Origin of the sequence: Aeromonas sp. Y311-2 (assembly GCF_027706025.1) — a bacterium.
Taxonomy (GTDB): Bacteria; Pseudomonadota; Gammaproteobacteria; order Enterobacterales; family Aeromonadaceae; genus Aeromonas; species Aeromonas veronii.
The window spans coordinates 334,327-359,654 of record NZ_JAPDCL010000002.1 but is presented as its reverse complement, the minus strand read 5'-3'; the positions used below and the strand labels follow the sequence as shown (position 1 = coordinate 359,654).

Below are 25,328 nucleotides of genomic sequence, written 5' to 3'. Positions count from 1 at the left end.
AAGCCCCTTCCATTTGATTAAAAATCAGACATTTACTCTGATGCAGCTGCCTGGGTCTCGGGATTTTCGTAAATCATCAAGGGCGCGGAGTCCCCTTTGATCACGGTCTCGTCGATCACCACCTTGCTGACCCCTTCCAGAGAAGGCAGGTCATACATGGTATCCAGCAACACGGCTTCCACGATGGAACGCAGACCACGAGCACCGGTTTTACGCTCCATCGCCTTGCGGGCAATGGCGTTGAGTGCGTCGTCACGGAACTCCAGCTCGACCCCTTCCAGATCGAACAACGCCGCGTACTGTTTGGTCAGCGCGTTTTTCGGCTCTTTCAGGATCTGGATAAGGGCAGACTCATCCAGCTCGGTCAGGGTCGCGACCACCGGCAGACGGCCGATGAACTCGGGGATCAGACCATATTTGATCAGATCTTCCGGCTCTACCTTGGCGAAGGTCTCGCTCAGGGTGGCCTTGGCATCCTTGGATTTCACCTCGGCGCCAAAACCGATACCGGTTCCCTTCACGGAACGCTGCTCGATCACCTTGTCCAGACCGGCAAAGGCACCGCCACAGATGAAGAGGATCTTGGAGGTATCAACCTGCAAGAACTCCTGCTGCGGGTGCTTGCGACCGCCTTGCGGCGGCACGGAAGCGATGGTCCCTTCGATCAGCTTGAGCAGTGCCTGCTGCACCCCTTCCCCGGAGACATCGCGGGTGATGGAGGGGTTGTCCGACTTGCGGGAGATCTTGTCGATCTCGTCGATATAGACGATGCCACGCTGGGCCTTCTCTACGTCGTAGTCGCACTTTTGCAGCAGCTTCTGGATGATGTTCTCCACGTCCTCGCCCACATAACCGGCTTCGGTCAGGGTGGTCGCATCGGCCATGGTGAACGGCACATCCAGCAGACGAGCCAGAGTCTCGGCTAGCAGGGTTTTACCGCTACCGGTCGGGCCAATCAGCAGGATGTTGGATTTGCCGAGCTCCACACCACTGTTTTCGCCGCTGTTGCGCAGACGCTTGTAGTGGTTGTAGACGGCAACGGCCAACACCTTCTTGGCGTACTCCTGCCCGATCACATAGTCATCGAGATGAGCGCGGATCTGATGAGGGGTCGGCAGCTCGTTACCATCGCGCTTGGGAGAGATCTCGCGGATCTCTTCGCGGATGATGTCGTTGCACAGCTCGACGCACTCATCACATATGTAGACGGAAGGGCCAGCGATCAGCTTGCGCACTTCATGCTGGCTTTTGCCGCAAAAAGAGCAGTAGAGCAGCTTATCACCCTCACCCTTGCGTTTCTCTGTCATTCAGCAACCTCGTTTTATCAATAGAGGATGGATCGGCCTGTTGAGTTTACAACAGACCGGGACACCCTGCTCAGCTACGCTGGCTCAGGACACCGTCTACCAGACCATAAGCAACGGCCTGCTCGGCGGACATGAAGTTGTCACGATCGGTGTCACGCTCGATAGTAGCCATGTCCTGACCGGTATGGAACGCCAGGCGCTCGTTCAGGGTATTTTTGATCTTCAGGATCTCCTGGGCGTGGATCTGGATATCAGATGCCTGACCCTGGAAGCCACCCAGCGGCTGGTGGATCATCACGCGGGCATTTGGCAGGCAGAAACGCTTGCCCTTGGCACCGCCAGCCAGCAGGAAGGCACCCATGGAGCAGGCCTGCCCCATGCAGACGGTGCTGACATCCGGCTTGATGAACTGCATGGTGTCGTAGATGGACATGCCCGCAGTCACCGAACCACCCGGCGAGTTGATGTAGATATAGATATCCTTGTCCGGATTCTCGGACTCGAGGAACAGCAACTGGGCAACCACCAGATTGGCCATGTGATCTTCAACCTGACCGGTCAGGAAGATCACCCGCTCTTTCAGCAGACGGGAGTAAATATCGTAGGAACGTTCACCCTTGGCAGTCTGTTCGACCACGATGGGGACCAGCGCATTGCTGGGAGAATCGGTCATATCGTTATAGTTCTTGTACATAAGGCATTGTCCCTAAAATAAAATGGCCCGAGTGGAGATCACACGAGCCATTATACTTAACAGTCTTGACCTTAAGTCAAATGTTCTTAGGCAGCGGCGCCAGACTTGTTGATCACTTCGTCAAAGGCAACTTCTTTTTCGGTCACTTGCGCTTTGGACAGGATCAGGTCGATAGCTTGATCTTCTACTGCCAGGTTACGAACGCCGTTCAGCATCTGTTCGTTCTTCTGGTAGTACTCGATCACTTCCTTCGGATCTTCGTAGGCAGTCGCCATGGACTCGATGATGCTGTTTACACGGGCATCGTCAGCCTTGATCTCGTTGGTGCGGATCACGTCACCCAGCAGCAGGCCTACGCGTACACGACGCTCGGCTTGAGCCTGGAACAGTTCAGCCGGCAGCTCGGGAGCGTTGCCGCCCTGGAAGCCACCGAAGCGCTGCAGAGCCTGCTGACGCAGTGCGTCGATCTCTTGAGCAACAGCTGCTTTCGGCAGGTCGATTTGGTTGGCTTCAACCAGACCGTTCAGAACCTGCTCTTTCACGCTGTTTTTCAGGGCTTGAGCCAGTTCGCGCTCCATGTTCTTGCGCACTTCGGCTTTCAGCTCTTCAACAGAACCGCTTTCGATACCGAAACGCTTCACGAACTCTTCGGTCAGCTCAGGCAGGATCTGCTCTTCAACCTTGATCAGCTTGGAAGCGAACTTGGCTTCTTTGCCTTTCAGGTTTTCAGCGTGGTAATCAGCCGGGAAGGTCACTTCGATGGTGAACTCGTCGCCCGCTTTCTTGCCCAGGATGGCGTCTTCGAAGCCCGGGATCATACGGCCAGCGCCCAGCACCAGGTTGAAGCCTTCAGCTTTGCCGCCGTCGAACTCTTCACCGTCGATGGAACCGACGAAGTCCATGGTCACACGCATGCCATTGGCAGCGGCAACATCGGCATCAGCCCAGGTAGCGTGCTGCTTGCGCAGGGTGTCGATCATGTTGGCCAGATCTTCATCCTTCACAGTCGCAACCGGCTTCTCGACCTTGATGGTCTCAAGACCTGCAACTTCGAACTCCGGATACACTTCGAAAGTGGCGGTGAATTCGAAATCCTGACCTTCTTTGATCTCTTTCGGCTCCATGGTCGGGGCACCGGCCGGGCTCAGTTTGTTTTCGATGATGGCTTTGATGAAGTTGCTCTGCATCATTTCATCAGCAACGCGGGCGTGAGCCATGGCGCCGAACATCTTCTTGATGATGGCAACCGGAGCCTTGCCAGGACGGAAACCGTCGATGCGACGAGTTTTGGCCAGGCCATTCAATTCTTTACGCACAGCGGCGTCTACGGTAGCGGCCGGTACAGTGATGGTAAGACGGCGTTCCAGACCCTGGGTTGTCTCTACAGAAACTTGCATTCTTCTACCTCGTTCAACTCAGCACTGTGTGCTGACCCTTTATTGCCCCTGGGCAAAGCCCGGAGTCTTCCTGTTTATAAAGACAACGATATGTCTTTGTGATGAGAAAATATGACGCGGCATTATAGCGGCGCACTTTGGTCGAGTCGAGCCACACATCCCCCACATTGAGCGGCGTGCAAGCACAATTCGTGCAAAACTGCCCTTTATATGGGGAGAGAGGTGCCCGACTTCAACTATCCGATGGCAATAATTTTGCGTTTGCTCACCTTTTTTCATCCGAACGCCGCTTTATTGCCCATCTTTCGCCGAAAAACAGCCCACCGTTGCGGGCGGCGACTCAATTTGACCAGCCAAATGGCGATTGGACCAATCAACCATTGCGTCCCTACCCCTCCCTCGTTATGGTGGCAACCAAATTGATGATCTGGAGTCACTCACATGGCCTTTTTCCGCTTCTTGTTCAATCTGCTCTGGTTTGTACTGGGAGGTGTCTTTATGGGCCTGGCCTGGTGGCTGGCCGGTCTTGTCTGCTTTATCTCGCTGGTCGGTATCCCCTGGGGACGAGCCTGCTTCGTGATCGGCACCTTTACCTTCTTCCCGTTTGGCAAGCAGGCGGTCAATCGCAAAACCATGACCGGCCAGAGCGATATCGGCACCGGCACGCTGGGGCTGATTGGCAACATCCTCTGGTTCGTGCTGATCGGTGTCTGGCTGGCCATCGGCCACATCGCTTCCGCGCTGGCCTGCTTCGTGACCATTATCGGTATCCCGTTCGGTATCCAGCACCTCAAGCTGGCACTCATCAGTCTGGCGCCCATCGGCCAGATGATTGTGACCAACCAGGAGGCGGAATCGGGCCGCTATATCCGCTAACTGCGGGAAATACGCGGGCAGACGCTGCCCTGCAACGAAAAAAAAGGGCAGACTAGGGTCTGCCCTTTTCTATTCTCTTTTGTTGAGGCCATCATGTTACCCAGCCACTTTTTCGCCAATCTCGCCCGCATGAAACTCATCTACCGCTGGCCCCTGATGCGCAACATCCAGCCGGAAAACATTGCCGAGCACAGCCTGCAGGTGGCCATGGTGGCCCATGCCCTCGGCATCATCAAAAACCGGCTGTTTGGCGGCAGCGTGAATGCCGACCGCGCCGCGGTGATGGCCCTCTACCACGACAGTAGCGAGGTGCTGACCGGCGATCTGCCCACCCCGGTCAAATACTTCAACCCCGAGATCGCCCGCGAGTACAAGAAGATAGAACTGGCCGCCGAGCAGCGTCTGCTTGGCATGCTGCCGCCGGAACTGGTGGAGGACTTTCGCCCCCTGCTCGATTCGGCAGCCCAGGATGACGAGCTGGCCAGGCTGGTCAAGGATGCCGACACCCTCTGCGCCTATACCAAGTGTCTGGAGGAGATCAACGCGGGCAACCGGGAGTTCGAACCGGCTCGCAAGCGCCTTGAAGCCATGCTGGCAGCCCGGATGAGCGATGAGATGCGCTATTTTATCGACACCTTCGTAGCCAGCTTCTCCCTGCCACTCGATGAGCTTAACGCTCACTAAGCCAGTCTACATGACCTGAAAACAGAAGGGCCCGCCGGTTTGCACCAGCGGGCCCTTCGTTCTTTATTGCGCATTAGATGCAACGCATCAGTGACCCAGCTCGCGAGATGGCACCAGACCGCTCGCCCGCCAGGCGGGATAGAGGGTCGCCACCAGACTCATCAGGATGGCGGCGCCCGTCACGATGAGCAGATCCTGCATATGCAACTCGGTCGGCAAAAAGTCGATAAAGTAGATATCCGGATTGAGGAAGCGGTGACCGATGAGCTTTTCGACAACGCTCAGGATCTGGGTCAGCTTGCTGGAGAGCAGCCCGCCCAGCAGGGCGCCGAGCAGGGCACCGGCCACGCCGTTGACCATCCCCTGAATGACGAAGGTGAGCCGGATCTGGCCGGGGCTCGCCCCCATGGTCTTCAGGATGGCGATCTCGCTGCGCTTCTCGTTCACCGCCATCACCAGGGTGGAGACGATGTTGAAGCAGGCGACAGCCACCACCATCAGCATCACCACATACATGACGGTACGCACCATCTGGATGTCCTGATAGAGGTAGCCCTGGCTGTTCATCCAGCTGCGGATATAGACGTGATGAGGGAACTGCTGCGCGGCGGCTACGGTGATGGATTGCGCCTTGAGCACATCGCTCACCCGCAGGCTGAAGCCCTCCACGCCGCTGCCCATGCCGGTGATCGCTTGCGCATCGGCCAGATGCATAAAGCCGAGCAGACCGTCGAGCTGACCACCGATCTCCAGCAGCCCCACCACGGTCAGGGCTTCGCGCCGAGGATTCTTGATCCCCGCCTGATCACCCCCTTGCGGCAGCAGCAGGGCGACCGAATCCCCCACCTTGACCCCCAGCTTGTCGGCGATGGTCTTGCCAAGGATCACCCCACGTTCACCCGGTTGCAGCTCACGCAGACCACGGCCCGTCATGTATTTGCCGGCATCCGACAGATTGGTTTCCAGATCGGGCAGCACGGCGCGCAGTTGCACCCCCTTGAGGGCAGAGCCATGCTCCAGCAGGCCATTGAGGCGAATGACCGGCGCTGCCGCCTCAACGCCCGGCTGGGCCAGCAGGTAGTCGCGCAGACGTGGCCAATCCGGCAGCGGCCGCTCGACGGCGTCCAGCTCACCTTGCGGCACGACCGAGAGCACCCGATCTTTAAGCTCCCGCTCGAAACCGTTCATGGCGGAGAGGCCCAGGATCAACGCCATCACCCCGAGGGCGATACCGATCAGGGAAGAGGCTGAGATAAAGGCGATAAACCCGTTGCGACGGCGGGAGCGGCTGTAACGCAGGCCCAGAAAGAGGGGCAGCGGTTTGAACATCAGGCAACCTCCGCCATCACGCCACTCACCAGGGTCACCCGGCGATGGAGCTTGGCCGCCAGGCTCAAGTCGTGAGTCACCACCACAAAGGCGGTGCCCAGTTCACGATTCAGTTCACACAGCAGTTCATACACTGCGGTGGCACTGGCGTGATCCAGGTTACCGGTCGGCTCGTCCGCCAGCACCAGACTCGGTTCGTTGACCAGCGCCCGGGCGATCGCCACCCGTTGGCGTTCGCCACCGGAGAGCTCGGACGGTCTGTGGTTGAGACGATGGGAGAGCCCTACCCTACCCAACATTTTGGTCGCCTTTTCGGTGGCAACCGCCACCGACTCACCGGCGATCAGCAGCGGCATGGCCGCATTTTCCAGCGCACTGAACTCGGAGAGCAGGTGGTGGAACTGGTAGACAAAGCCCAGCTCGCGGTTGCGAAAACGGGCCTGGGTGCGGCTATCCCAATGGTGGATATCCTCCCCCTTGAACAGCACGGCGCCACTGGAGGGGTTGTCCAGCGCCCCCATCAGATGCAGCAGAGTGGTCTTGCCGGAGCCGGAGCTCCCCACCACCGCCAGCATTTCACCGGGTGCGACGCAGAGATCGATCCCCTTGAGCACCTGAGTCTCCAGCTCCCCCTCTTTATAGACATGGTTGAGCGCCTGGCAGCGCAGCAGAGGTTCACGGGATACGGCTTCATTCATAACAGGGGCTCCACTTGCCTCGGTAACAACGCTGGCACCCGCAACAACGGGGGCACCAGTCACAACAGAAGATGCATTATTCACGGCATTACTCATAACGCAGCGCCTCGGCCGGTTTCACCCGCGCAGCGCGGGCCGCCGGGTAGAGGGTGGCACTGAAGCTCAGCAACACGGCGCCCAGCAAAATGGTGATGACCTGAGCCGGCTCGACAATCACCGGCAGGCCACTGCCGCCCGCCGCCATATAGAGGTTGAGCCCCACCGCATTGAGCAGGGGGTTGAGACCCAAGGAGAGCGCCAGGCCAGCCAGCCCGCCAAACAGAGCACCAATCACTCCGCTGGAAGCGCCAAGCACCATGAAGATTTTGACGATCCCCGATTCACTCATGCCCATGGTGCGCAGGATGGCCACTTCGCCCTCCTTGTCCGTCACCACCATCACTAGCGCAGAGAGGATGTTGAAGGTGGCGACGGCGATGATCAGCACCAGCATCAGCCCCATCATCCGTTTTTCCATGGCGACCGCCTGGAACAGCTCGCCCCGCTCGCGGCGCCAATCCTGCCACAACAGCCCATCCGGCAACGGTGTCTTGATCACCTCGTCAGCGGCAAAGGGATCATCGAGCCAGAGGCGAATGCCACCGACGGTTTCTGGCGGCATGCGCAGCAGCCGCTGGGCATCCCCCAGCGCGATCAGCGCAATCTGGTTATCCACATCGGCGCCGACCCCGAAGATGCCGGAGACGGTAAAGAGGCGCTGGGCCGGTACCCGGCCAAACGGGGTGAAGCGGGTCCCTTCGGTCAGGATCAGGCGAACCTGATCGCCGATGGAGACATTGAGGCGACGAGCCACCCCCTGCCCCAGCACGATGCGGTAGTGGCCTGCCTGCAGGGTATCGAGTCGCCCCCCCAGCATCTGGCTGTGGAGGATGTCATCCTTGGGCCACTTTGCAGGGTCGATCCCCTGCACGCTCACCCCGGTCAGCTGACCGGGGCTTTGCAGCATCCCTTCGCTGTCGAGCATGGGGGCCGAGGCAACCACATGGGGTAATTTGGCCAGATCCGGCAAGCCTTGCGGGTCTGCATCAATGCGGCCAGCCTGATTGGTCACCACCACATGGGGGATCACCCCGAGGATGCGCCCTTTGAGCTGCCCTTCGAAACCGTTCATCACCGAAATGACCACCATCAGGGCGGCAACCCCGATGGCGATGCCAAAGGTAGAGAACAGGGAGATAAATGAGACGAAGCGATTGCTGCGCTTCGAGCCTGCATAACGCAGGCCGATGGCCAGCGAAAGGGGCTGAAAAAGTCCGGTCTTCAAGGATATGTACGTTGCCAACAAAATAAGATACCGGATAATAAAGGGAAACCGTCCATGACAACAAGGGATAGCCTCCATGCAGGAACAGTTCTTCAGCGTCACTCATGCCACGCCGGTCAATGTGATCCCCATGCCGGCCGACTTCCACCTCCCCTCGCTGGAGGAGCTGGACGCTGAGCTGCCGGAGCCCTTTCGGATCTCTTCGGCCATTACCTCCATCGATCTGGTGACCACTCGACTGCTGCGCAACCAGAACGAGTCGATGCACGATCTGATCGAGATCGTCAATCAGCAGTCCCGCAAGATCGACATGATCATGGGCTATGTGCTCTCCCTGCAGGACCATCCGGAGCAGCGCTTTCACACCCTGCGCTTCGGGGCAGGTCAACTCACCTACCTGCACCCCTATCACGGTCACGGGGATGCGCCGCACCTGCACCAGATCGTGCGCCTCAAGATCTTCCTGCGGGAAGAGGCGGCCGCCATCTACTGCTATGGCCAGGTCAAACAGCTCGACGGCGGTGAACATGGCACCCATGTGCAGCTCGACTATGTGCGGATCCGCGAAGATGACCGTGAACTGCTGGTTCGTGCCAGCCTCCACGTGCAATCAAAGCAGCTCAAGCTGCGCGCCCAAGAACGTCAGCGCTAACCAGAGCGAACGTCGCGATAGATAACGTCAACGTTAAAAGAATCGAACCATGCCAATGACACTCCCCGCCTTGCCCGCCAAAGCGGGCCAAAAGATCACACTCGGCCAGCTGGTCGGCAGCAGCCTCTCGCTGATTGCAGCCCGTCTCACCAGTGAAGCCAAGGGGCCGGTACTGCTTATCACCGCCGATACCCCGAGCGCCCTGCGCCTGGAGCAGGAGTTACAGTACTTGCTGGCAGACAAGCAGCTAGCCGATCAGTCCGCTCCCGTATTGCTGTTCCCCGATTGGGAGACCCTGCCCTACGACACCTTCTCTCCTCATCAGGACATCATTTCCCAGCGGCTCGAGACTCTCTACAAGCTGCCGCAGATGAGCAAGGGGGTGCTGATTGTCCCCATCTCCACCCTGATGTTGCGCTGCGCCCCCCGGGTCTATCTCGACAAATACAGCCTGATGGTGAAGGCCGGTCAGCGCCTCAACCTGCAACAGCTGCGCGGGCGGCTGGCCGAGGCGGGTTACGTGGCAGTGGATCAGGTGCTGGAACATGGCGAATTTGCCGCTCGCGGCTCCCTGCTCGATCTCTTCCCCATGGGCAGTAGCAGCCCCTATCGCATCGACTTCTTCGACGATGAAGTGGACTCCATCCGCCCATTCGATCCCGAAACCCAGCGCTCCAGCGAACCGGTCAAGACGGTCAGCCTGCTGCCCGCCAGGGAATACCCTACCGACGAGGCGGCCATCGAACTGTTTCGCGGCCAGTTCCGCGAGCAGTTCGAGCTGTCGCGGGCCGAGGGCTCCGTCTATCAGGAGGTGAGCAAGGGGCGCTGGCCCGCTGGCATCGAGTATTATCTGCCGCTCTTCTTCAACCAGACCGCCAGCCTGTTTGACTACCTGCCGGAAGAGACCCTTCTGCTCACCGTGGGGGATATCTACCCCGCCGCCCAGCGTTTCTGGAACGATATCGGCCAGCGCTATGAAGACAGACGCTGGGACAACACTCGCCCCCTGCTACCCCCGGCCCAGCTCTATCTGCCGGTGGAGCAGCTCTTTGCCTCTCTGGGCCAATATGGCGCGGTGCGGCTGCAAGAGGCCGCCACCGCGGGCGATGCCGGTCAGCACGATCTGCCCATCGAGGCGCTGCCGGATCTGCAACTCGATCACAGCAAGGAGCAACCCCTGCTGGCGCTCAACCAGTTCCTCCAAGGTTTTGCCGGGCGCACCCTGTTTGCGGTGGAGTCCGAAGGACGGCGGGAGGTGCTCGGCGATCTGCTGGCGCGTATCTCGTTGCAACCTAAAGAGTTCCCCTCCCTCGACGCCTTTATGGCAAGCCAGGATCGTCACGGCCTGCTGGTGGCACCGCTTGAACGTGGCTTCCTGTGGCAGGAGGCCGGTCAGGATCCATTGGCGCTGATCACCGAGACCGAACTGCTGGGCGGCAAGGTGCGCAGCAAGCGGGCACGGGAGAAGAGCAAAAACTTAAGCTCCGATGCGGTGATCAGAAACCTGGGCGAGCTGACCCAGGGCCAGCCGGTGGTCCATCTCGATCACGGGGTCGGCCGCTATCTGGGGCTCGAAACCATCGACGCTGGTGGTCTGCCCACCGAGTTTTTGACCCTCGAATATGCCGGCGGCGACAAGCTGTTCGTGCCGGTCACCAGTTTGCACCTTATCAGCCGCTACACCGGCTCTGATAACCCACCCAGCCACAAACTCGGCGGCGAGGCCTGGAGCAAGGCGCGGCGCAAGGCGGCGGAGAAGGTGCGCGATGTGGCAGCCGAGTTGCTGGATGTCTACGCTCATCGCGCCGCTCGCGCCGGTTTTGCCTTCAAGCACGACAAAGAGGCCTATCGCCAGTTTGCCGCCAGCTTCCCGTTCGAGGAAACCGACGATCAGCTCAACGCCATCAATGCGGTGCTGGGGGACATGTGTCAGGCCAAGAGCATGGACCGACTGGTGTGTGGCGACGTAGGTTTCGGCAAGACCGAAGTGGCGATGCGGGCGGCGTTTGTGGCCGTCCACGGCGGCAAGCAGGTTGCCGTGCTGGTGCCCACCACCCTGCTGGCGCAACAGCACTACGACAACTTCCGCGACCGCTTCGCCAACTGGCCGGTGCGGGTCGAGGTGCTGAGCCGCTTCCGCTCCGCCAAGGAGCAGAGCGCTGTGATGAAGGAATTGGCCGAAGGCAAGGTGGACATCATCATCGGCACCCACAAGCTGCTCGGCTCCGAACTCACCTTCAAGGATCTGGGACTGCTCATCGTCGATGAGGAGCACAGATTCGGGGTGCGCCAGAAGGAGAAGATCAAGGCGCTGCGGGCCGATGTGGATATCCTCACTCTCACCGCCACCCCTATTCCGCGCACCCTCAACATGGCGATGTCCGGTATGCGGGATCTCTCCATCATCGCCACCCCGCCCGCCAAGCGGCTCGCCATCAAGACCTTCGTGCGTCAGCACGAACCGGCTGTGGTGCGCGAGGCGGTGCTGCGGGAATTGAAGCGTGGTGGTCAGGTTTACTACCTGCACAACGACGTGGAGAGCATCGAGAAGTGCGCCGCCGATCTTGCCGAATTAGTGCCAGAGGCGCGTATCGGCATCGCCCACGGCCAGATGCGCGAGCGCGACCTTGAGCGGATCATGTCCGACTTCTACCACCAGCGCTTCAACCTCTTGGTCTGCACCACCATCATCGAGACCGGCATCGACGTGCCAAGCGCCAACACCATCATCATGGATCGGGCGGATCATCTCGGTCTGGCCCAGCTGCACCAGCTGCGGGGTCGGGTTGGCCGCTCTCACCATCAGGCCTATGCCTACCTGCTCACCCCCCATCCCAAGCTGATGACCAAGGATGCGGCCAAGCGGCTGGAGGCGATCGCCTCGCTCGAAGATCTCGGCGCCGGTTTTGCGCTGGCGACCCACGATCTGGAGATCCGTGGCGCGGGCGAACTGCTCGGCGACGATCAGAGCGGCCAGATTGAATCGGTCGGCTTCACCCTCTATATGGAGATGCTGGAGCAGGCGGTCGAGGCGCTGAAAAATGGCAAGGAGCCCTCGCTGGAGCAGCTGATGAGCCAGCACACCGAGGTGGAGCTGCGCCTGCCTGCGCTGTTGCCGGATGACTATATTCCGGACGTCAACATGCGCCTCTCCATGTACAAGCGGATCGCCAGTGCGGCGGACGAGCAAGAGCTGCGCGAGCTGAAAGTGGAGCTGATCGACCGCTTTGGTCTCTTGCCGGAGGCGACCAAAACCCTGCTGGAGCTGGCTGCCTTCCGTCAGCGTGCCACCGCCCTTGGCATTCGCCGGGTGGAGATGAGCGAGCGTGGCGGCTATCTCGACTTCACCCAGGAGACCAAGGTCAATCCGGCCTATCTGGTCAAGCTGCTCTCCAGCCAGCCACGGGTCTACAAGATGGACGGGCCGACCCGGCTGCGCTTCCAGGTGCCGACCCAGGATCGCGCCATGCGCCTGAAACTGGTGGATGGTTTGCTGGCTGATCTGGCCAACAACAGCCTGTGAATATCTGCAACGCTGGCGACGAGCCAGCACGATAAAGCCAACTAAAACGGGAGCCAAATCGGCTCCCGTTTTTTATTCGCTATCAGTCAGCTGCGTACTATCAGCCCTGGTTAGCTGGATCCTCATGGGCGGAGAACTCGCGCATAAAGGCCTCGGCGCGCTCCACCATCTTGGTCGAGCCAACAAAGTAAGGGGTACGCTGGTGCAGTGCGGTGGGCTGGATATCCATGATGCGGCCAAAGCCATCGGAGGCCTTGCCACCAGCCTGCTCTACCAGAAACGCCATCGGGTTGCACTCATAGAGCAGCCGCAGCTTGCCGTTCGGCGAGTTGGTGCCGGACGGATAGATGTAGATGCCGCCCTTGAGCAGGTTGCGATGGAAATCAGAGACCAGGGAGCCGATATAGCGGGAGGTGTAGGGTCTGTGGGTCGCCTCGTCGCGCTCCTGGCAATATTTGAGGTACTTCTTCACCCCGTCCGGGAACTTGATGTAGTTACCCTCGTTGATGGAGTAGATCTTGCCCTCTTCCGGAATACGGATGTTCTCGTGGGAGAGGCAGAAGCAGCCGATAGAGGGATCGTAGGTAAAGCCGTTAACGCCAAAGCCGGTGGTGTAGACCAGCATGGTGGAAGAGCCGTAGACCACATAACCGGCGGCGACCTGACGGTTGCCCGGCTGCAGGAAGTCCTCCAGGGTCACCGGCGAACCCTGCGGGCTCAAACGGCGGTAGATGGAGAAGATAGTCCCGACCGAGACGTTGACGTCGATATTGGAGGAGCCATCGAGCGGGTCGATCAGCACTACATACTTGGAGTTTTTGGAGAGCGGCGAGTCAAAGGCGACGAAGTCCTCTTCTTCTTCCGAGGCCATGCCACACACCTCACCGCGCGCTTCCAGCGCCGCCTTGAAGCGTTCGTTGGCGTAGACATCCAGCTTCTGCTGCACCTCGCCCTGTACGTTTTCAGCGCCCATGGAACCGATGATATCCGCCAGTCCCGCCTTGTTGATCTCCCGGTTCACCACCTTGGCAGCAAGGCGGATCGAGCTGAGCAACGAGGTCAGCTCGCCAGTCGCGGTAGGATAATCCGCCTGCTTTTTGACGATGAACTCACCCATGGTGATCATGTTTCGCATTTTTGTTCCTTTAGATCGCATCCGTTGGCGTTGAAAACGTTTGCAGGCATCAGCAAAAAAAATGCCGATCACCGGCGGCCTTGATTTGTAACCTAATGTAACGTCTGTTTTTTGTTTTTGCAGCGAATTAAGCGGCCTATTAAATAGGCTATTTCGCCTCATGTTATGGTAAAAGGCGCGTTTTATTCGGTTTCAATCGATAACTTTCGGCCTCTTAATTCGTGGCAATAACCTGCTGCAAGCCATGAGTTGACTGGCCTTGAGCCATTAAAAATGGAGTCTGATGGGCCTGCCGTTCCCTCAGCCATTGCCTCTTGAGATCCGATCGCCAATCCAGCACACTGATTTCGCTTTGGAAGCAAATAAAACTCAAGGATTATCAATGAACAAGACTCTCATTGCCGGCATGGTAGCCGGACTGTTTGCCCTTCCCGCCTGGGCTGCCCAGGTGCCTGCCGGTACCAAGCTGCTGCCGGATGCCCAACAAATCTACGTGACCAATATCGGCACCGAGCCCACCACCATTGACCCCCAGCTGGTAGAAGAGACCGCCGGTAGTGCCATCGTCAACGATCTGTTTGAAGGGCTCTATGAGCTGGATAATACCGGCAAGATCAAGCCAGCAGGTGCCGTCAGCTACGACGTCGACAAGACAGGTACCATCTACACCTTCAAACTGAGGCCCGAGGCCAAGTGGTCAAACGGTGAACCGGTCACCGCCGCCGATTATGTCTACGGCTGGCAACGGGCGGCCGATCCCAAGACCGCCTCCAACTACGCCTGGTTTATCGAATTGACCGGAGTGGTCAATGCAAGCGAGGTGACACAGGGCAAGAAGAGCCCGTCAGAGCTCGGGATCAAGGCGCTCGATGACCACACCCTGCAGGTCACCCTGAAAAATCCGGTTCCCTTCTTCCTAAAAACGCTGGCCCACTACACCACGTTCCCGGCCCCCAAGGCCACCATTGAAAAATTCGGTAAGGATTGGGTCAAACCGGGCAATATCGTCTCCAACGGCGCCTTTGTACTCAAGGAGTGGACCCCCAACGAGCGGCTGAGCGCCGAGCGCAATACCCACTACTGGAACAACCAGCACACCGTCCTGAACAAGGTGATCTATCTGGAGATCGTCTCGGAAACCGCCGCCTACAACCGCTATCGCACCGGTGAACTGCACTACACCACTTATCCGCTGGAGCAGTACAAGCAGCTCAAGAGCAAGAGCCCGGAAGAACTGGTCAGCGTCCCCACGCTGGCCAGCTATTACTATGTCTTCAATACCCAGCGCAAACCGTTCGATGACCCGAAAGTACGCAAGGCGCTCTCGCTCGCCATCGACCGGGAGACCATCACCGACAAGATCCTGGGGCAGGGACAAATTGCCGCATATAGCTTCACGCCCCCCATTGTGGACGGTTTTGAATTGAAAAAACCGGCTAGCCAGCTGCAGAGCAAAGAGGAGCGGATCAAGCAGGCCAAAGCCCTGCTGACCGAAGCAGGTTATGGCCCGGACAAGCCACTCACAGTGGACATTCTCTACAACACCAACGAGAGCCACAAAAAGATTGCGCTGGCCGTCTCCTCCATGTGGAAACACAACCTGGGGGTCACTGCCACCCTCAACAACATGGAGTGGAAGACCATGGTCTCGGCACTGAACGAGGGGGATTTCGGGGTTAGCCGCTATGGCTGGAACGGGGATTATAACGATGCCTCCACCTTCCTCGACATCATGACCTCCAGCAGCAGTGCCAACAGCGGCAAGTGGTTCAACAAGGAGTACGACGCCCTGCTGGCCAAGGCCCACGACTCGCTGGATCCCGCTGAACGCAATGCCCTGTATCAACAGGCAGAGGCACTCATTGATGCGGATGCCCCCATCGCCCCCATCTATTTCTCGGTCAAATCCAGGTTGCTCAAGCCTTTCGTGAAAGGCTATCCCCACCTTAACCCGCAGGATGTGGTCTACAGCAAGGAGCTCTATCTAGTTGCCCAGTAACCGGCTAGGAAGATGTAACCATAAAAAAGCGCCTGCATTGCTGCAGGCGCTTTTCATTGGCGGCCAAGCAGGCCACTTGGCCCCTCTACGCTTTCGCGCAAGATTACTCTTCGGGACAGGGTGCCAGCACCACCCGGCGGCGACCCATCACCACCGGACGCACCAGCAGCTGTGCCAGCAAGACACCCAGCAGGGTCAGACCGCCCCCGATCAGGTGATAGCTGGTCAACCGCTCACCCAACAGGGTGATGGCAAGGCCAGCCGTCATCACCGGCAGCAGGTTCATAAAGATGGCGGTACGGTTGGCACCGAGCAGGGCGATACCCTGCATCCAAAGCCAGGGTGAGAGCGCCGAAGTGGGGATACCCGCATAGAGGATCAGCCACAGGGCCCGCCTATCAGGCCACTGGCCATCCACCAGCAAAAAGAAGGGAGTCAGGATCACCACACTGCAGATCACCTGACCGTAGAGCAGCGACCAGTTGTCGAGCCCAAGATCCCACTTCTTGAGCAGCACACTGTAAAGGGCGTAAGTACCCGCCGAAATCAGCATATAGACAGAGCCGATATGAATGCCTTGGGTAAACAGCCGGGTAGGATCTCCCTGCCCCAGCAAGATAGACAAGCCAAGGATGGAGAGCAGCGCCCCCAGTACAGCGCCCCAGGTGGGCCGCTCGCGCAGCAGCCAGATGCTGAACAACACGGTCAGCAGCGGCGTCAGTCCCATCATCAACCCCATCTCGGTGGCTCCCAGGGTTTGCGCCGCGTAGTAACCAAAAGTCTGGTTGAGCACCATGCCCAGCGAGGCCAGCATGGCGATCTGCCAAAGGCCAGCGCGCAGACGGGCACGCGCACGCCATACCCGACGGGCCAGAAACGGACTTAATACCAGCGCAGCCACCACCCAGCGCGACCAGGCCAAGGCTGCGGGGGACAACACACCAACCGCCAGTTTGCTGACGATGCCATTGCCAGCCCAGATGGCAATGCAGGAGAAGGGAAACAGAAAGGCAAGGGGCATGAGAGGATCCAGACCGAAGAGACAACAGCGGGCCAGTATAGAGGGCGATGGGAGAGAAACAAAGGTGTGGGCCTGAACAGCCACGCAGTGAACGCCAGTCGCCAGAAACAAATATGCCCACAAAATTGCGGGCATATCAGTGCAGAAACATGTTCAGAAGCGCATTACGCGGCATCCATGTGCAGTCTGGAGATCAGCTCGTTGACCTCGGTGACTGTCTGGCGATGGGGAATATCCGCCGGATTCGGCATCAGCAACAAACCGGATTGGAAATCAAACCGCCCCCGACCATGGATGTAAATCCGACCTTTAAAGAAGGTTTTGACATGCTTTGCCACCATCAGTGGCAGGTACTTCTTGAACACTCTCATCGTTTGCAACCTCTTGCAGTTGTATCCGTATGACAGCAGCTTCTGCGAATTAATTCCGTAAAATATTTATAAAAATCCGGAAAACTCGCCCATCTCTTCCCAAAAAATTCAATCTATAACTTTTTATTAACTTTTAGCCTATTGTATGCGGCCCTTCGAGCCAGAGCAAGGCTCCTTTGCCATCGTGCCACTCGATACAGGCGATCCCCGAGGTGGCGAACATGGGTGCTCCTGCGGCCGGGCAGAGGCTTTGCACCAGATAACCCACCAGCGGCAGATGGCTGACCATCAGGATTTGGTCATGTTGTTCAGCCAAAGTGGTGAGGTAGCTGGCCACGAAAGCGGGATCACCGTAAGGGGTAATGTCGCCACTCTCTTCAACGGCTGCTGCGTCAGGTAATTCACTGCATATGGCTTGCCAGGTCTGGCGTGCCCGCAGATAGTTGCTGTGGATCACACGATCCAGCGGGCCAATCAGCTGAGGCGCCAGCCAGCGGGCCATCTGGATAGACTCTTCAATACCCTGCTCGGTCAATGGACGCTGTTCATCTGTTTTCGCATTCATGCCAGCCTGGCCATGACGCATGATATAGATTTTCATTACAACCTCGCCCAACGGGCCTGTTTTGATAGCCGGGGGATCTTACCCCGCCACGGGTGTGGAAACAATTGCGCTACCTCTCAGAAAAGGGTTTGCCTGACGGGATAGCGGGGTCGATAATCATGTTTAAATTCAAATAAATCCAACGTGAGTCACACGCCAATGAGCCCATATGCCAGTCCCAATGACCATCGGCAATACCATTTTCTGGAGCTGGCCAACCGGCTCAGGGTCTTGTTGATTTGTGATCCCGACACAGACAAATCCGCCGCCTCGCTGGCGGTCAATACCGGCCATTTTGACGATCCCGCTGACCGGCAGGGAATGGCCCATTTTCTGGAGCACATGCTGTTTCTCGGCACCTGCACCTACCCCAAGCCTGGTGAGTACCAGCAATTTATGAGCCGTCATGGCGGCAGCAACAACGCCTGGACCGGTACCGAGTTCACCAACTTCTTCTTCGAGATCGACAACGGTTTCTTCGAAGCGGGGCTGGATCGCTTCTCCCAGTTCTTTATCTGTCCCACCTTTGATCCTGAGTGGGTGGACAAGGAGCGCAACGCGGTCGACTCCGAGTATCGCCTCAAGCTGCAGGACGACATGCGCCGCAGCTATCAGGTGCATAAAGAGACGGTCAACCCGGCGCACCCCTTCTCCAAGTTCTCGGTGGGCAACCTCGATACCCTGGCTGATCTGCCGGGACGGGATCTGCGCTCCGACCTTATCCGTTTTTACGAAAGCCACTACAGCGCGGATCGCATGGCGCTGGTGATGATCTCGCCGGAATCCATCGATACCCAGTTGCAGTGGTGCTGTCGCTACTTTGCTCCCATTTTGAATCGCAATTTGGGAACCCCGACCCTCACCATGCCGCTCTACCGGCTCGACGATCTCGGCGTGCGCATCCACATCAATCCGGTCAAGGAGACCCGCAAGCTGTCGCTCAGCTTCCCCCTGCCCAATGTGGACGAGTTTTACGACAAAAAGCCCCTCACCTTCCTGAGCCATCTGATTGGCTACGAGGGGGATGGCAGCCTGCTCTCCCTGCTCAAGGCGAAAGGCTGGGTCAACCAGCTCTCAGCGGGCGGTGGCATTAGCGGCGCCAACTTCAAGGATTTTGGCGTCAACTTCGGCCTCACCCCTCTGGGCCTTGAACATGTGGATGACATCCTCGCCACCCTGTTTGGCTATCTGAAACTGATCGGCCGCGAAGGGCTACAGAGCTGGCGCTATGACGAAAAACGGACCGTGCTCGAATCGGCGTTCCGTTTTCAGGAGCGCGGCCGCCCCCTCGATACGGTGTCGGGGCTGGTGCTCAACCTCTTTAGCTACAAACCTGAGGATCTGCTCTACGGCGACTACATGATGCGCGAATATGACGAGGGGCTGATCCGCCGCTTCCTCGCCAAACTCACCCCGCACAACCTGCGTATCACCATCACTGCGCCGGAAGTGGCGACCGATCGACTGGCCCGCTGGTATCAGACCCCCTATAGCGTGGCGACCATTACCGAGGCCGAGAAAATTCGCTGGCAGCAAAGCGAGCCGGATCCGGCGCTGGCGCTGCCCAAGCCCAACCCCTTTATCAGCAGCCGACTCGATCCGCGTACGCCCGAGCTTGCCGCCGACATGCCCGCCTGCCTTATCGATCGCCCCGGTTTTCGCCTCTGGCACCTCCATGAGCACCTGTTCAGCGTGCCCAAGGGCAATCTCTACATCTCCATCGACAGCGAACATGCGGTCAAAAATCCGCGCAATATCGCCATGGCGCGCCTCGCCGTGGAGCTGTTGGCCGACCACCTCAACGCCCTCACCTATCCGGCGGAGCTGGCGGGGCTGGGCTACCAGATCTATGCCCATCAGGGGGGCTTTACCATCAACCTGAGCGGCTTTGCCGACAAGCAGCCGCTGTTGCTCGACATGATCCTTGGCAACCGCACCCTGGGGTATCCGGATCCGGGTCGCTTCGCCGAGATCAAGGAGCAGCTCATTCGCAACTGGGACAACCAGTCCAAGGCGCGCCCCATCTCCCAGCTCTTTAACCAGCTCACCAGCCTGTTGCAACCCAACAACCCGCCGTTCGAGCAGTTGCTCCGTCACCTGCGCACCGTCGAGCTGGAAGAGATGCCCGGCTTCGTGGCCCAGCTGTTTGGCGAGGTCCATGTCGAAGCGCTGGTGCACGGCGACTGGACTGCCGCCGAAGCACTGGAGCTGGCCGCCCTGATGGAGCGCCACCTGAGCGACATCAATGGCACCAGCAGCAAACCGAGCGGCGAGACCCGTCGTCCGCTCATCTCCATTCAGGACAGAGGCACCCTTATTCGCGAGCAGGGTTGCGATCACGAAGACTCGGCACTGCTGGTCTACTACCAGTCCCGTACCACCCGGGCGCGGGATCTCGCCTGCTTCACTCTGGCGAACCACATCATGTCCTCCACCTTCTTCCACGAGCTGCGTACCCGTCAGCAACTGGGGTATGTGGTGGGTGCCGGCAACCTGCCCCTCAATCGCCACCCGGGCCTGATCTTCTATATCCAGTCGCCGGTGGCTGGGCCGCAGATCCTGCTCGATGCGGTGGAGGAGTTTATCGACCTCTTCCCGCTCGCCATGCTCGAATTCACCGAGCAGCAGTGGCAGGAGAGCAAAGCGGGGCTGCAAGCCCAGCTGAGCGAGCGGGATGCCAATCTGCGCAGTCGCGGCCAGCGGCTGTGGGTCAGCATCGGCAACAAGGATCTGGGGTTTGATCAGCGGGAGCGGGTCTGCGACGAGGTGGGCAAGTTGAGCCGCGCCGATCTGGTGCGCTTTATCACCCAGCTGCGATCGCGCACCTCCGATCGGCTGATCCTCTGCAGCTATGGTCAGGGGCACGAACATGACGAGCGGATCACCGGCCAGTTTATCGATGATCCACGAGCATTTCGGCTCAATGCCGCCACCTTCGAGGCCTGATCAGGCCTCGCACTCCTCCGTTTTTCCTGCCCACGGCAAATCGCAGGCAATAAAAAGCCGACCCATCAGGGTCGGCTGGAAAAACCATAACAATTGCGACCAAAGCCGCCAAAAGTGAACATGAGCGTGAAAATCAGACACTGAGTTGCTGATCAGCAAGCGGGAAAGACCCGATACTCGCTTTGCAATGCCAACAGTGATTGAGAAACAGCCTCATATTAGGCACTCCCCCCGCCAGTCACGTTGATCTACGTCAAAGGAGGTAGCGAAGAGCGCACAGCCCGACGATTTGTCGGCGCAGATCACCCTTTGCCCGCCCGTTAGCCACGGCGAACCAGCCGGTACGCCACCTCATCGAAGTAGGAGAGCTGACCCGCCAGCACCCGCGGGTGATCCACTTCGGCAGCGCGCCCCAGCACCTCGATGCGAAAATCGCGCTCGAACAGGGCCCGCACCTCCATCTCCCCCACCGAGAAGGGGGGCTGACTCTGCTGCTCCGGCTGATATTCGAGGGTCACCAACAGGATCTGGCCACCGGTCTCGACCAGCGAACTGATCAGGGCCGCATACTGGCGGCGCATCGCGGTCGGCAGGGCGATCAGCGCCGCGCGGTCATAGACCAGCCGGTAACGGCGACCCAGACTGGGGGCGGCGAAAAAATCTCCCTGAAAAATGCGCAGGCTGTCCACTTGATGGCACTGATAAGGGCCCACTTCGCTCACGGTCGCGGCGAGCTGGTTTTCACTGAAGAACTGGCTGACAGCAAGGCTCGATAGCTCGAAACCGTCGACCGGATGGCCCTGAGTGCTCAGCCAGAGCATGTCGCGGGACTTGCCGCACAGGGGAACCAGCACCGGCTCGTCCGCTTGCTGGGCCGACCACCAGGATTGCAGCCAGTGGTTGAAGTCCGCCTGATGAAAGCCAATCCGGTTCTCTTCCCAACGCTGATGCCAAAACGCAGCTTCCATCGTTATTACCCTTCTGTACTAAAGATGCCTCAATATCACAACTTAACCGGCACCGCGCAACCCTCTGCCCTCCCCTTTTTGCCGCGCAGCCTCTGCGTGTTATCGGGCGAATGACGGGACGTCACCTTGCCGTGCGCTTCGCTGTCGCAATCGGCGCTACTGGATACGTTTATGACGGGCAGAGGCATACCAACCCATGCAAAAACGTCATGGGTGTATGGCGATGTATGAATAAAAGGAATGACGTTGGCAAGCCAAAACGTGCCTGCCAACGCCAAAAAGATCACGACAGCGTGGCGCGAGCGGCCGCCAGCTGACGCTCGATATAAGCAAAATCGGGACGATCGGCGGGGAGTTCCGAGAGGCAGGCCGCTTTGAGCTGATGCAACCTATCGAGCGGTGAGTCTTGCGTATCGCAATGGGCCAACAGCTCCTCCAGCAGGCAGCCAAAAGCGCGCACTTCCAGTCGTTCAAGGCCCACGGCCCGCTCGCGGTCGCAGCGGTCATATAAGGAAGCGGCGCCAAAATCCCCCAGCAGAGCGCGAGCCGGCGTGTCAGACCCACGGGCAAACAGAATATTGTGACCGTAGAGGTCCCCGTGCATGATGCCCGCGCGGTGCAGATGGCCCGCCACCGAGGCAATGCCGTGGGCCATCGCCAGCGCATCCGGCACACTCAGGCGCAGCCCCTCGGGATATATATCCCGGGTGCAGGAGTCCAGGCTCGGCGGCCCGGCCAGATTGGCAAAGGCCGGATCGATCAGCTCCATTACCAGCGCCGGAATGCCGGAGGGGTGATCCGCCACCTTGCCTATCACCTTGATAAGGTTGGAATGAGTGCCCGCCGCCAGCGATGCCGCCATCTCGCAGCGGGGCAGTCCATCGCTGGTCACCGCCCCCTTGAACAGCTTGACCGCCACCTGACTGGCATCGGCTCTGCCGCTCGCCTGAGTCACTTCATCAGCAGGATTACCCACAAGGGTGGCGCGATGGATAACACCAGATGCTCCCTGCCCCAGCAGCTCGCCCAGCGCCAGCGTCTCCCAGGCAATGGGCGCGACATGGGCATCATCGATGGCCTGCGCCTCCGCCCCTTCGCTAAAGGGGTTGCCGGAGTAGGCGAGCCATGAAAGGCGCGGCAGCGCCAGCAGCCACTCGGGGAAGCGTTCAATGCGGTTGGCGGCGATGCGCAGCAACTCCAGATTGCGGCAATTGGCAAGGCTGGCGGGCAACTCGCCCAGACGGTTGCCTGCCAGCATCAGTTTTTGCAGGGCGTCGCACTGGCCCAGCTCATCGGGCAGCCGCTCAATTGCGTTATCAGTCAGGATCAGCCAGCGCAAACCGGCGGGCAACGCCCTGGCCGAGACGGTAGCAATCCGGTTGGCCTTAAAGCCCACCATGGTGAGCGCAGGACAGCATCCCAACACCTCGGGCAGCTCGGTAAAGCGGTTCTCGGAGCAGAAGATGATGCGCAGTTTGCCAAACCCGGCCAGCTCGTCAGGGAGCGTGCTCAGCTGGTTGCCGGTGAGATCCAGCACCTCCAGCGTCTCTTTCAGGCTCAAAATCTCGCTGGGAAACTCCGTCAGATTTTCAGAGAGCTTCAAATGGCGGGCACCGCACAGTTCACCTGCGCGCAGCTGTTCCAGAGTATGCATAACCGTTTCTCAATCCTGATGATCTGTCTGATGGTGTAGCCAGCCATCAGCGCGCGCCGAACCCGGGTCCGGCGGTTTTAAAGGGGGGCATTATAAAGAATTCGGGGCTCAGTTCGCCCCTTTTGTTGCCACGAAGGCCTGTATCGACATGTAGCAAAACGACTTGGCAACAAAGAGAGCAAGATTCGGGTCGTCCCGGCGAGGAGTGGTTGCCATAGTGGGGGCCAAACCCAAGTCGGTTGGAACCTATTGGGGTTCCAACCCACAGCCAACCTTGTGCGCCTCATATCTGGCGCACAACACACCTGCGAGGGAACTGCCATGTCATTACTGTCCAACAAGGTCGCCATCATCACCGGCGCCAGCTCCGGCATCGGCCGCGCCAGCGCCATCCTGTTTGCCCGCGAAGGAGCCAGCGTCGTCGTCGGCGCCCGCCGCCAGCCCGAACTGGATCTGCTGGTGGAGGAGATCCGCCACGAGGGGGGCCAGGCGGTGAGTCTGGCGGGAGATGTGAAAAGTGAGAGTTACGCCCGCGATCTTGTTGATCTCGCGCTAACCCGTTTCGGCGGGCTCGATATCGCCTTCAACAACGCAGGTACCACAGGCACGCCGGGCAGCATAGAGGAGCTTGAGCTGACGCAGTGGCAGGAAATTCTGGATACCAACCTCACCAGCGCCTTTGTGGGAGCCAAGTACCAGATCCCCGCCATGCTGGCGCGTGGCGGCGGCTCGCTTATTTTTACCTCTACCTTCGTCGGCCACACCCTGGGGCTGCCCGGCATGGCGGCCTATGCGGCGAGCAAGGCGGGCCTCATCGGTCTGACCCGGGTGCTGGCTGCCGAGTATGGGGCACAAGGGGTGCGGGTCAACGCCCTGCTGCCGGGGGGTACCGACACACCCATGGGGCGGGCTTTTGCCAATACGCCAGAGAGCCTCGCCTTTGTGCAGAATATGCATGCCCTCAAACGGCTGGCCCAACCGGAGGAGATCGCCCGTTCGGCCCTCTACCTCGCGTCCGATGCATCCAGCTTTACCACCGGCATTGCGCTGCTGGCCGATGGTGGGGTATCAATTTGTCGCACATGACGTTGTCGCCCCCCACACCCTGCGACCGCAACCTTATCGTGAGAGCGCCTTATGTCTGATTACGCCCGCATCGCCGATGCCATCCGTTTTATCGCAAGTCAGGTGGAGCGCCAGCCCACTCTGGACGAGATAGCGGCGCACGTTCACTTAAGTCCCTTCCACTTCCAGCGGCTGTTCAGCCGCTGGGCCGGAGTGACGCCCAAACGCTATCTGCAGGTGCTGACCCTGGAGCGGGCCAAGGCGCTGCTGCAGGAGTCGCGTCCGCTGCTTGAGGTGGCCGATACCCTAGGCCTTAGCAGCGGCTCGCGGCTCTACGATCACTTCGTGCAGCTCGAAGCGGTAACGCCGGGCGAGTACAAACAGCGCGGGGCCGGGCTGGTTATCGATCACGGGGTGCACGACACCCCCTTTGGTCAGGCATTCGTCGCCCTGACCCCGCGGGGGGTGTGCAACTTCTCGTTTCTCGATGAAAAGGCCCCAGAGGTGCCGCTGGCCGCCCTCGCCCATAACTGGCCCGAGGCAGAGCTTAGGGAGGCGCCATCACGCACCCAAGGGGTCATCAACACCATGTTCGATGGCAGCAAGGCACCGGATCGCCCCATCTCCTTGTACGTGAGCGGCACCAACTTTCAGATCAGCGTCTGGCGGGCGCTGCTGCAGATCCCGCCCGCCAAGGTGGTGAGCTACGCCCAGGTGGCAAGCGCCGTCGGCAATCCCAAAGCCGCCCGCGCCGTGGGACTGGCGGTGGGCGCCAACCCCGTCGCCTTGATGATCCCCTGCCACAGAGTCATTCAGCAAAACGGCAAACTCGGCGGCTATCACTGGGGCGAGACCCGCAAACAGGCGATACACGTCTGGGAAGCGGCGAGGTATGAGTGAATGTGGCTTTTTCTGTCCGCCTGATGAGGAACACAGGCATCTTGGTAGTGAGTCAGCAGACAATCAGGCAGCGCCAGACAAGCCTGCGGCGATATAAAACGGGGAGACCTGAAGAATCGGGGCGCAAATCGCCCCTTTTATTGCTTTGGCGAGGAATAGCGCTTAGCCACACCACCCCAGC

The 25,328-nt window shown here is 59.3% G+C and carries 20 protein-coding genes; 8 read left to right on the top strand and 12 right to left on the bottom strand.

Annotated features, from left to right (window positions below):
• Positions 1-32: 32 nt before the first annotated feature.
• The 3 genes from clpX to tig form a co-directional block, all read right to left on the bottom strand.
• On the bottom strand, positions 33-1,307 hold the full coding sequence (clpX, locus tag OKC42_RS03595; RefSeq protein ID WP_005336977.1) for an ATP-dependent protease ATP-binding subunit ClpX: 1,275 nt from the start codon (positions 1,305-1,307) through the stop codon (positions 33-35).
• Positions 1,308-1,377: 70 nt separating this feature from the next.
• Positions 1,378-2,001: an ATP-dependent Clp endopeptidase proteolytic subunit ClpP gene (clpP, locus tag OKC42_RS03590; RefSeq protein ID WP_005336979.1), complete on the bottom strand. Its 624-nt coding sequence runs from the start codon at positions 1,999-2,001 to the stop codon at positions 1,378-1,380.
• 86 nt (positions 2,002-2,087) lie between these two features.
• Complete coding sequence (tig, locus tag OKC42_RS03585) at positions 2,088-3,398, bottom strand: trigger factor (RefSeq protein ID WP_201941650.1); 1,311 nt, start codon at positions 3,396-3,398, stop codon at positions 2,088-2,090.
• 441 nt (positions 3,399-3,839) lie between these two features.
• Between tig and OKC42_RS03580 the strand changes: the two genes are divergently transcribed.
• A complete protein-coding gene (locus OKC42_RS03580) occupies positions 3,840-4,274 on the top strand; it encodes a YccF domain-containing protein (protein WP_005336982.1) in 435 nt (144 codons plus the stop codon).
• Positions 4,275-4,367: 93 nt separating this feature from the next.
• Entirely contained in the window at positions 4,368-4,958 is a 591-nt protein-coding gene (yfbR, locus tag OKC42_RS03575) for a 5'-deoxynucleotidase (RefSeq protein ID WP_047436789.1), read from the top strand.
• Positions 4,959-5,045: 87 nt separating this feature from the next.
• Here yfbR and lolE read toward each other — a convergent pair whose 3' ends face one another.
• The 3 genes from lolE to OKC42_RS03560 all read right to left on the bottom strand — a co-directional run bounded on the left by lolE (position 5,046) and on the right by OKC42_RS03560 (position 8,309).
• The gene (lolE, locus tag OKC42_RS03570) at positions 5,046-6,287 is read right to left on the bottom strand and encodes a lipoprotein-releasing ABC transporter permease subunit LolE (RefSeq protein ID WP_201941651.1); all 1,242 of its coding nucleotides are present in this window, start codon (positions 6,285-6,287) and stop codon (positions 5,046-5,048) included.
• On the bottom strand, positions 6,287-6,985 hold the full coding sequence (gene lolD, locus OKC42_RS03565; protein WP_005336988.1) for a lipoprotein-releasing ABC transporter ATP-binding protein LolD: 699 nt from the start codon (positions 6,983-6,985) through the stop codon (positions 6,287-6,289). The genes lolE and lolD overlap by 1 nt, the downstream gene beginning before the upstream one ends.
• 88 nt (positions 6,986-7,073) lie before the next feature.
• On the bottom strand, positions 7,074-8,309 hold the full coding sequence (locus OKC42_RS03560) for a lipoprotein-releasing ABC transporter permease subunit (RefSeq protein WP_199428636.1): 1,236 nt from the start codon (positions 8,307-8,309) through the stop codon (positions 7,074-7,076).
• 76 nt (positions 8,310-8,385) lie between these two features.
• Here OKC42_RS03560 and OKC42_RS03555 point away from each other — a divergent pair, with 76 nt between their 5' ends.
• Together OKC42_RS03555 and mfd are read left to right on the top strand one after the other, a co-directional pair.
• Entirely contained in the window at positions 8,386-8,961 is a 576-nt protein-coding gene (locus tag OKC42_RS03555) for a hypothetical protein (RefSeq protein ID WP_064336238.1), read from the top strand.
• Between the two features lie 55 nt (positions 8,962-9,016).
• Positions 9,017-12,484: a transcription-repair coupling factor gene (gene mfd, locus OKC42_RS03550; RefSeq protein WP_199428644.1), complete on the top strand. Its 3,468-nt coding sequence runs from the start codon at positions 9,017-9,019 to the stop codon at positions 12,482-12,484.
• Positions 12,485-12,584: 100 nt separating this feature from the next.
• Here mfd and fbp read toward each other — a convergent pair whose 3' ends face one another.
• On the bottom strand, positions 12,585-13,619 hold the full coding sequence (fbp, locus tag OKC42_RS03545; RefSeq protein WP_005336993.1) for a class 1 fructose-bisphosphatase: 1,035 nt from the start codon (positions 13,617-13,619) through the stop codon (positions 12,585-12,587).
• Positions 13,620-14,001: 382 nt separating this feature from the next.
• Here fbp and OKC42_RS03540 point away from each other — a divergent pair, with 382 nt between their 5' ends.
• Positions 14,002-15,618, top strand: coding sequence for a peptide ABC transporter substrate-binding protein (locus OKC42_RS03540; RefSeq protein ID WP_064338112.1), 1,617 nt, complete (start codon positions 14,002-14,004; stop codon positions 15,616-15,618).
• 103 nt (positions 15,619-15,721) lie between these two features.
• Here OKC42_RS03540 and OKC42_RS03535 read toward each other — a convergent pair whose 3' ends face one another.
• From OKC42_RS03535 to sixA, 3 genes are all read right to left on the bottom strand, one after another.
• Positions 15,722-16,639: a DMT family transporter gene (locus OKC42_RS03535; RefSeq protein ID WP_064338113.1), complete on the bottom strand. Its 918-nt coding sequence runs from the start codon at positions 16,637-16,639 to the stop codon at positions 15,722-15,724.
• A 164-nt stretch (positions 16,640-16,803) separates the two neighbouring features.
• Entirely contained in the window at positions 16,804-17,010 is a 207-nt protein-coding gene (locus tag OKC42_RS03530) for a DUF1107 domain-containing protein (RefSeq protein WP_005336998.1), read from the bottom strand.
• 133 nt (positions 17,011-17,143) lie between these two features.
• Positions 17,144-17,611, bottom strand: coding sequence for a phosphohistidine phosphatase SixA (gene sixA, locus OKC42_RS03525; RefSeq protein ID WP_021230584.1), 468 nt, complete (start codon positions 17,609-17,611; stop codon positions 17,144-17,146).
• 162 nt (positions 17,612-17,773) lie between these two features.
• Between sixA and OKC42_RS03520 the strand changes: the two genes are divergently transcribed.
• Entirely contained in the window at positions 17,774-20,560 is a 2,787-nt protein-coding gene (locus tag OKC42_RS03520; protein ID WP_201941653.1) for an insulinase family protein, read from the top strand.
• A 320-nt stretch (positions 20,561-20,880) separates the two neighbouring features.
• Here OKC42_RS03520 and OKC42_RS03515 read toward each other — a convergent pair whose 3' ends face one another.
• The gene (locus tag OKC42_RS03515) at positions 20,881-21,528 is read right to left on the bottom strand and encodes a thiopurine S-methyltransferase (protein ID WP_199428639.1); all 648 of its coding nucleotides are present in this window, start codon (positions 21,526-21,528) and stop codon (positions 20,881-20,883) included.
• Between the two features lie 283 nt (positions 21,529-21,811).
• Positions 21,812-23,182 (bottom strand): leucine-rich repeat-containing protein kinase family protein, encoded by a 1,371-nt coding sequence (locus OKC42_RS03510; protein ID WP_199428640.1) that lies wholly within the window; start codon positions 23,180-23,182, stop codon positions 21,812-21,814.
• A gap of 321 nt (positions 23,183-23,503) precedes the next feature.
• On the opposite strand from OKC42_RS03510, the gene OKC42_RS03505 reads away from it, so the two are divergent.
• Positions 23,504-24,268, top strand: coding sequence for an SDR family oxidoreductase (locus OKC42_RS03505; protein ID WP_199428641.1), 765 nt, complete (start codon positions 23,504-23,506; stop codon positions 24,266-24,268).
• Positions 24,269-24,319: 51 nt separating this feature from the next.
• Entirely contained in the window at positions 24,320-25,147 is an 828-nt protein-coding gene (locus OKC42_RS03500) for a bifunctional transcriptional activator/DNA repair enzyme AdaA (RefSeq protein ID WP_199428642.1), read from the top strand.
• Positions 25,148-25,328: the final 181 nt, after the last annotated feature.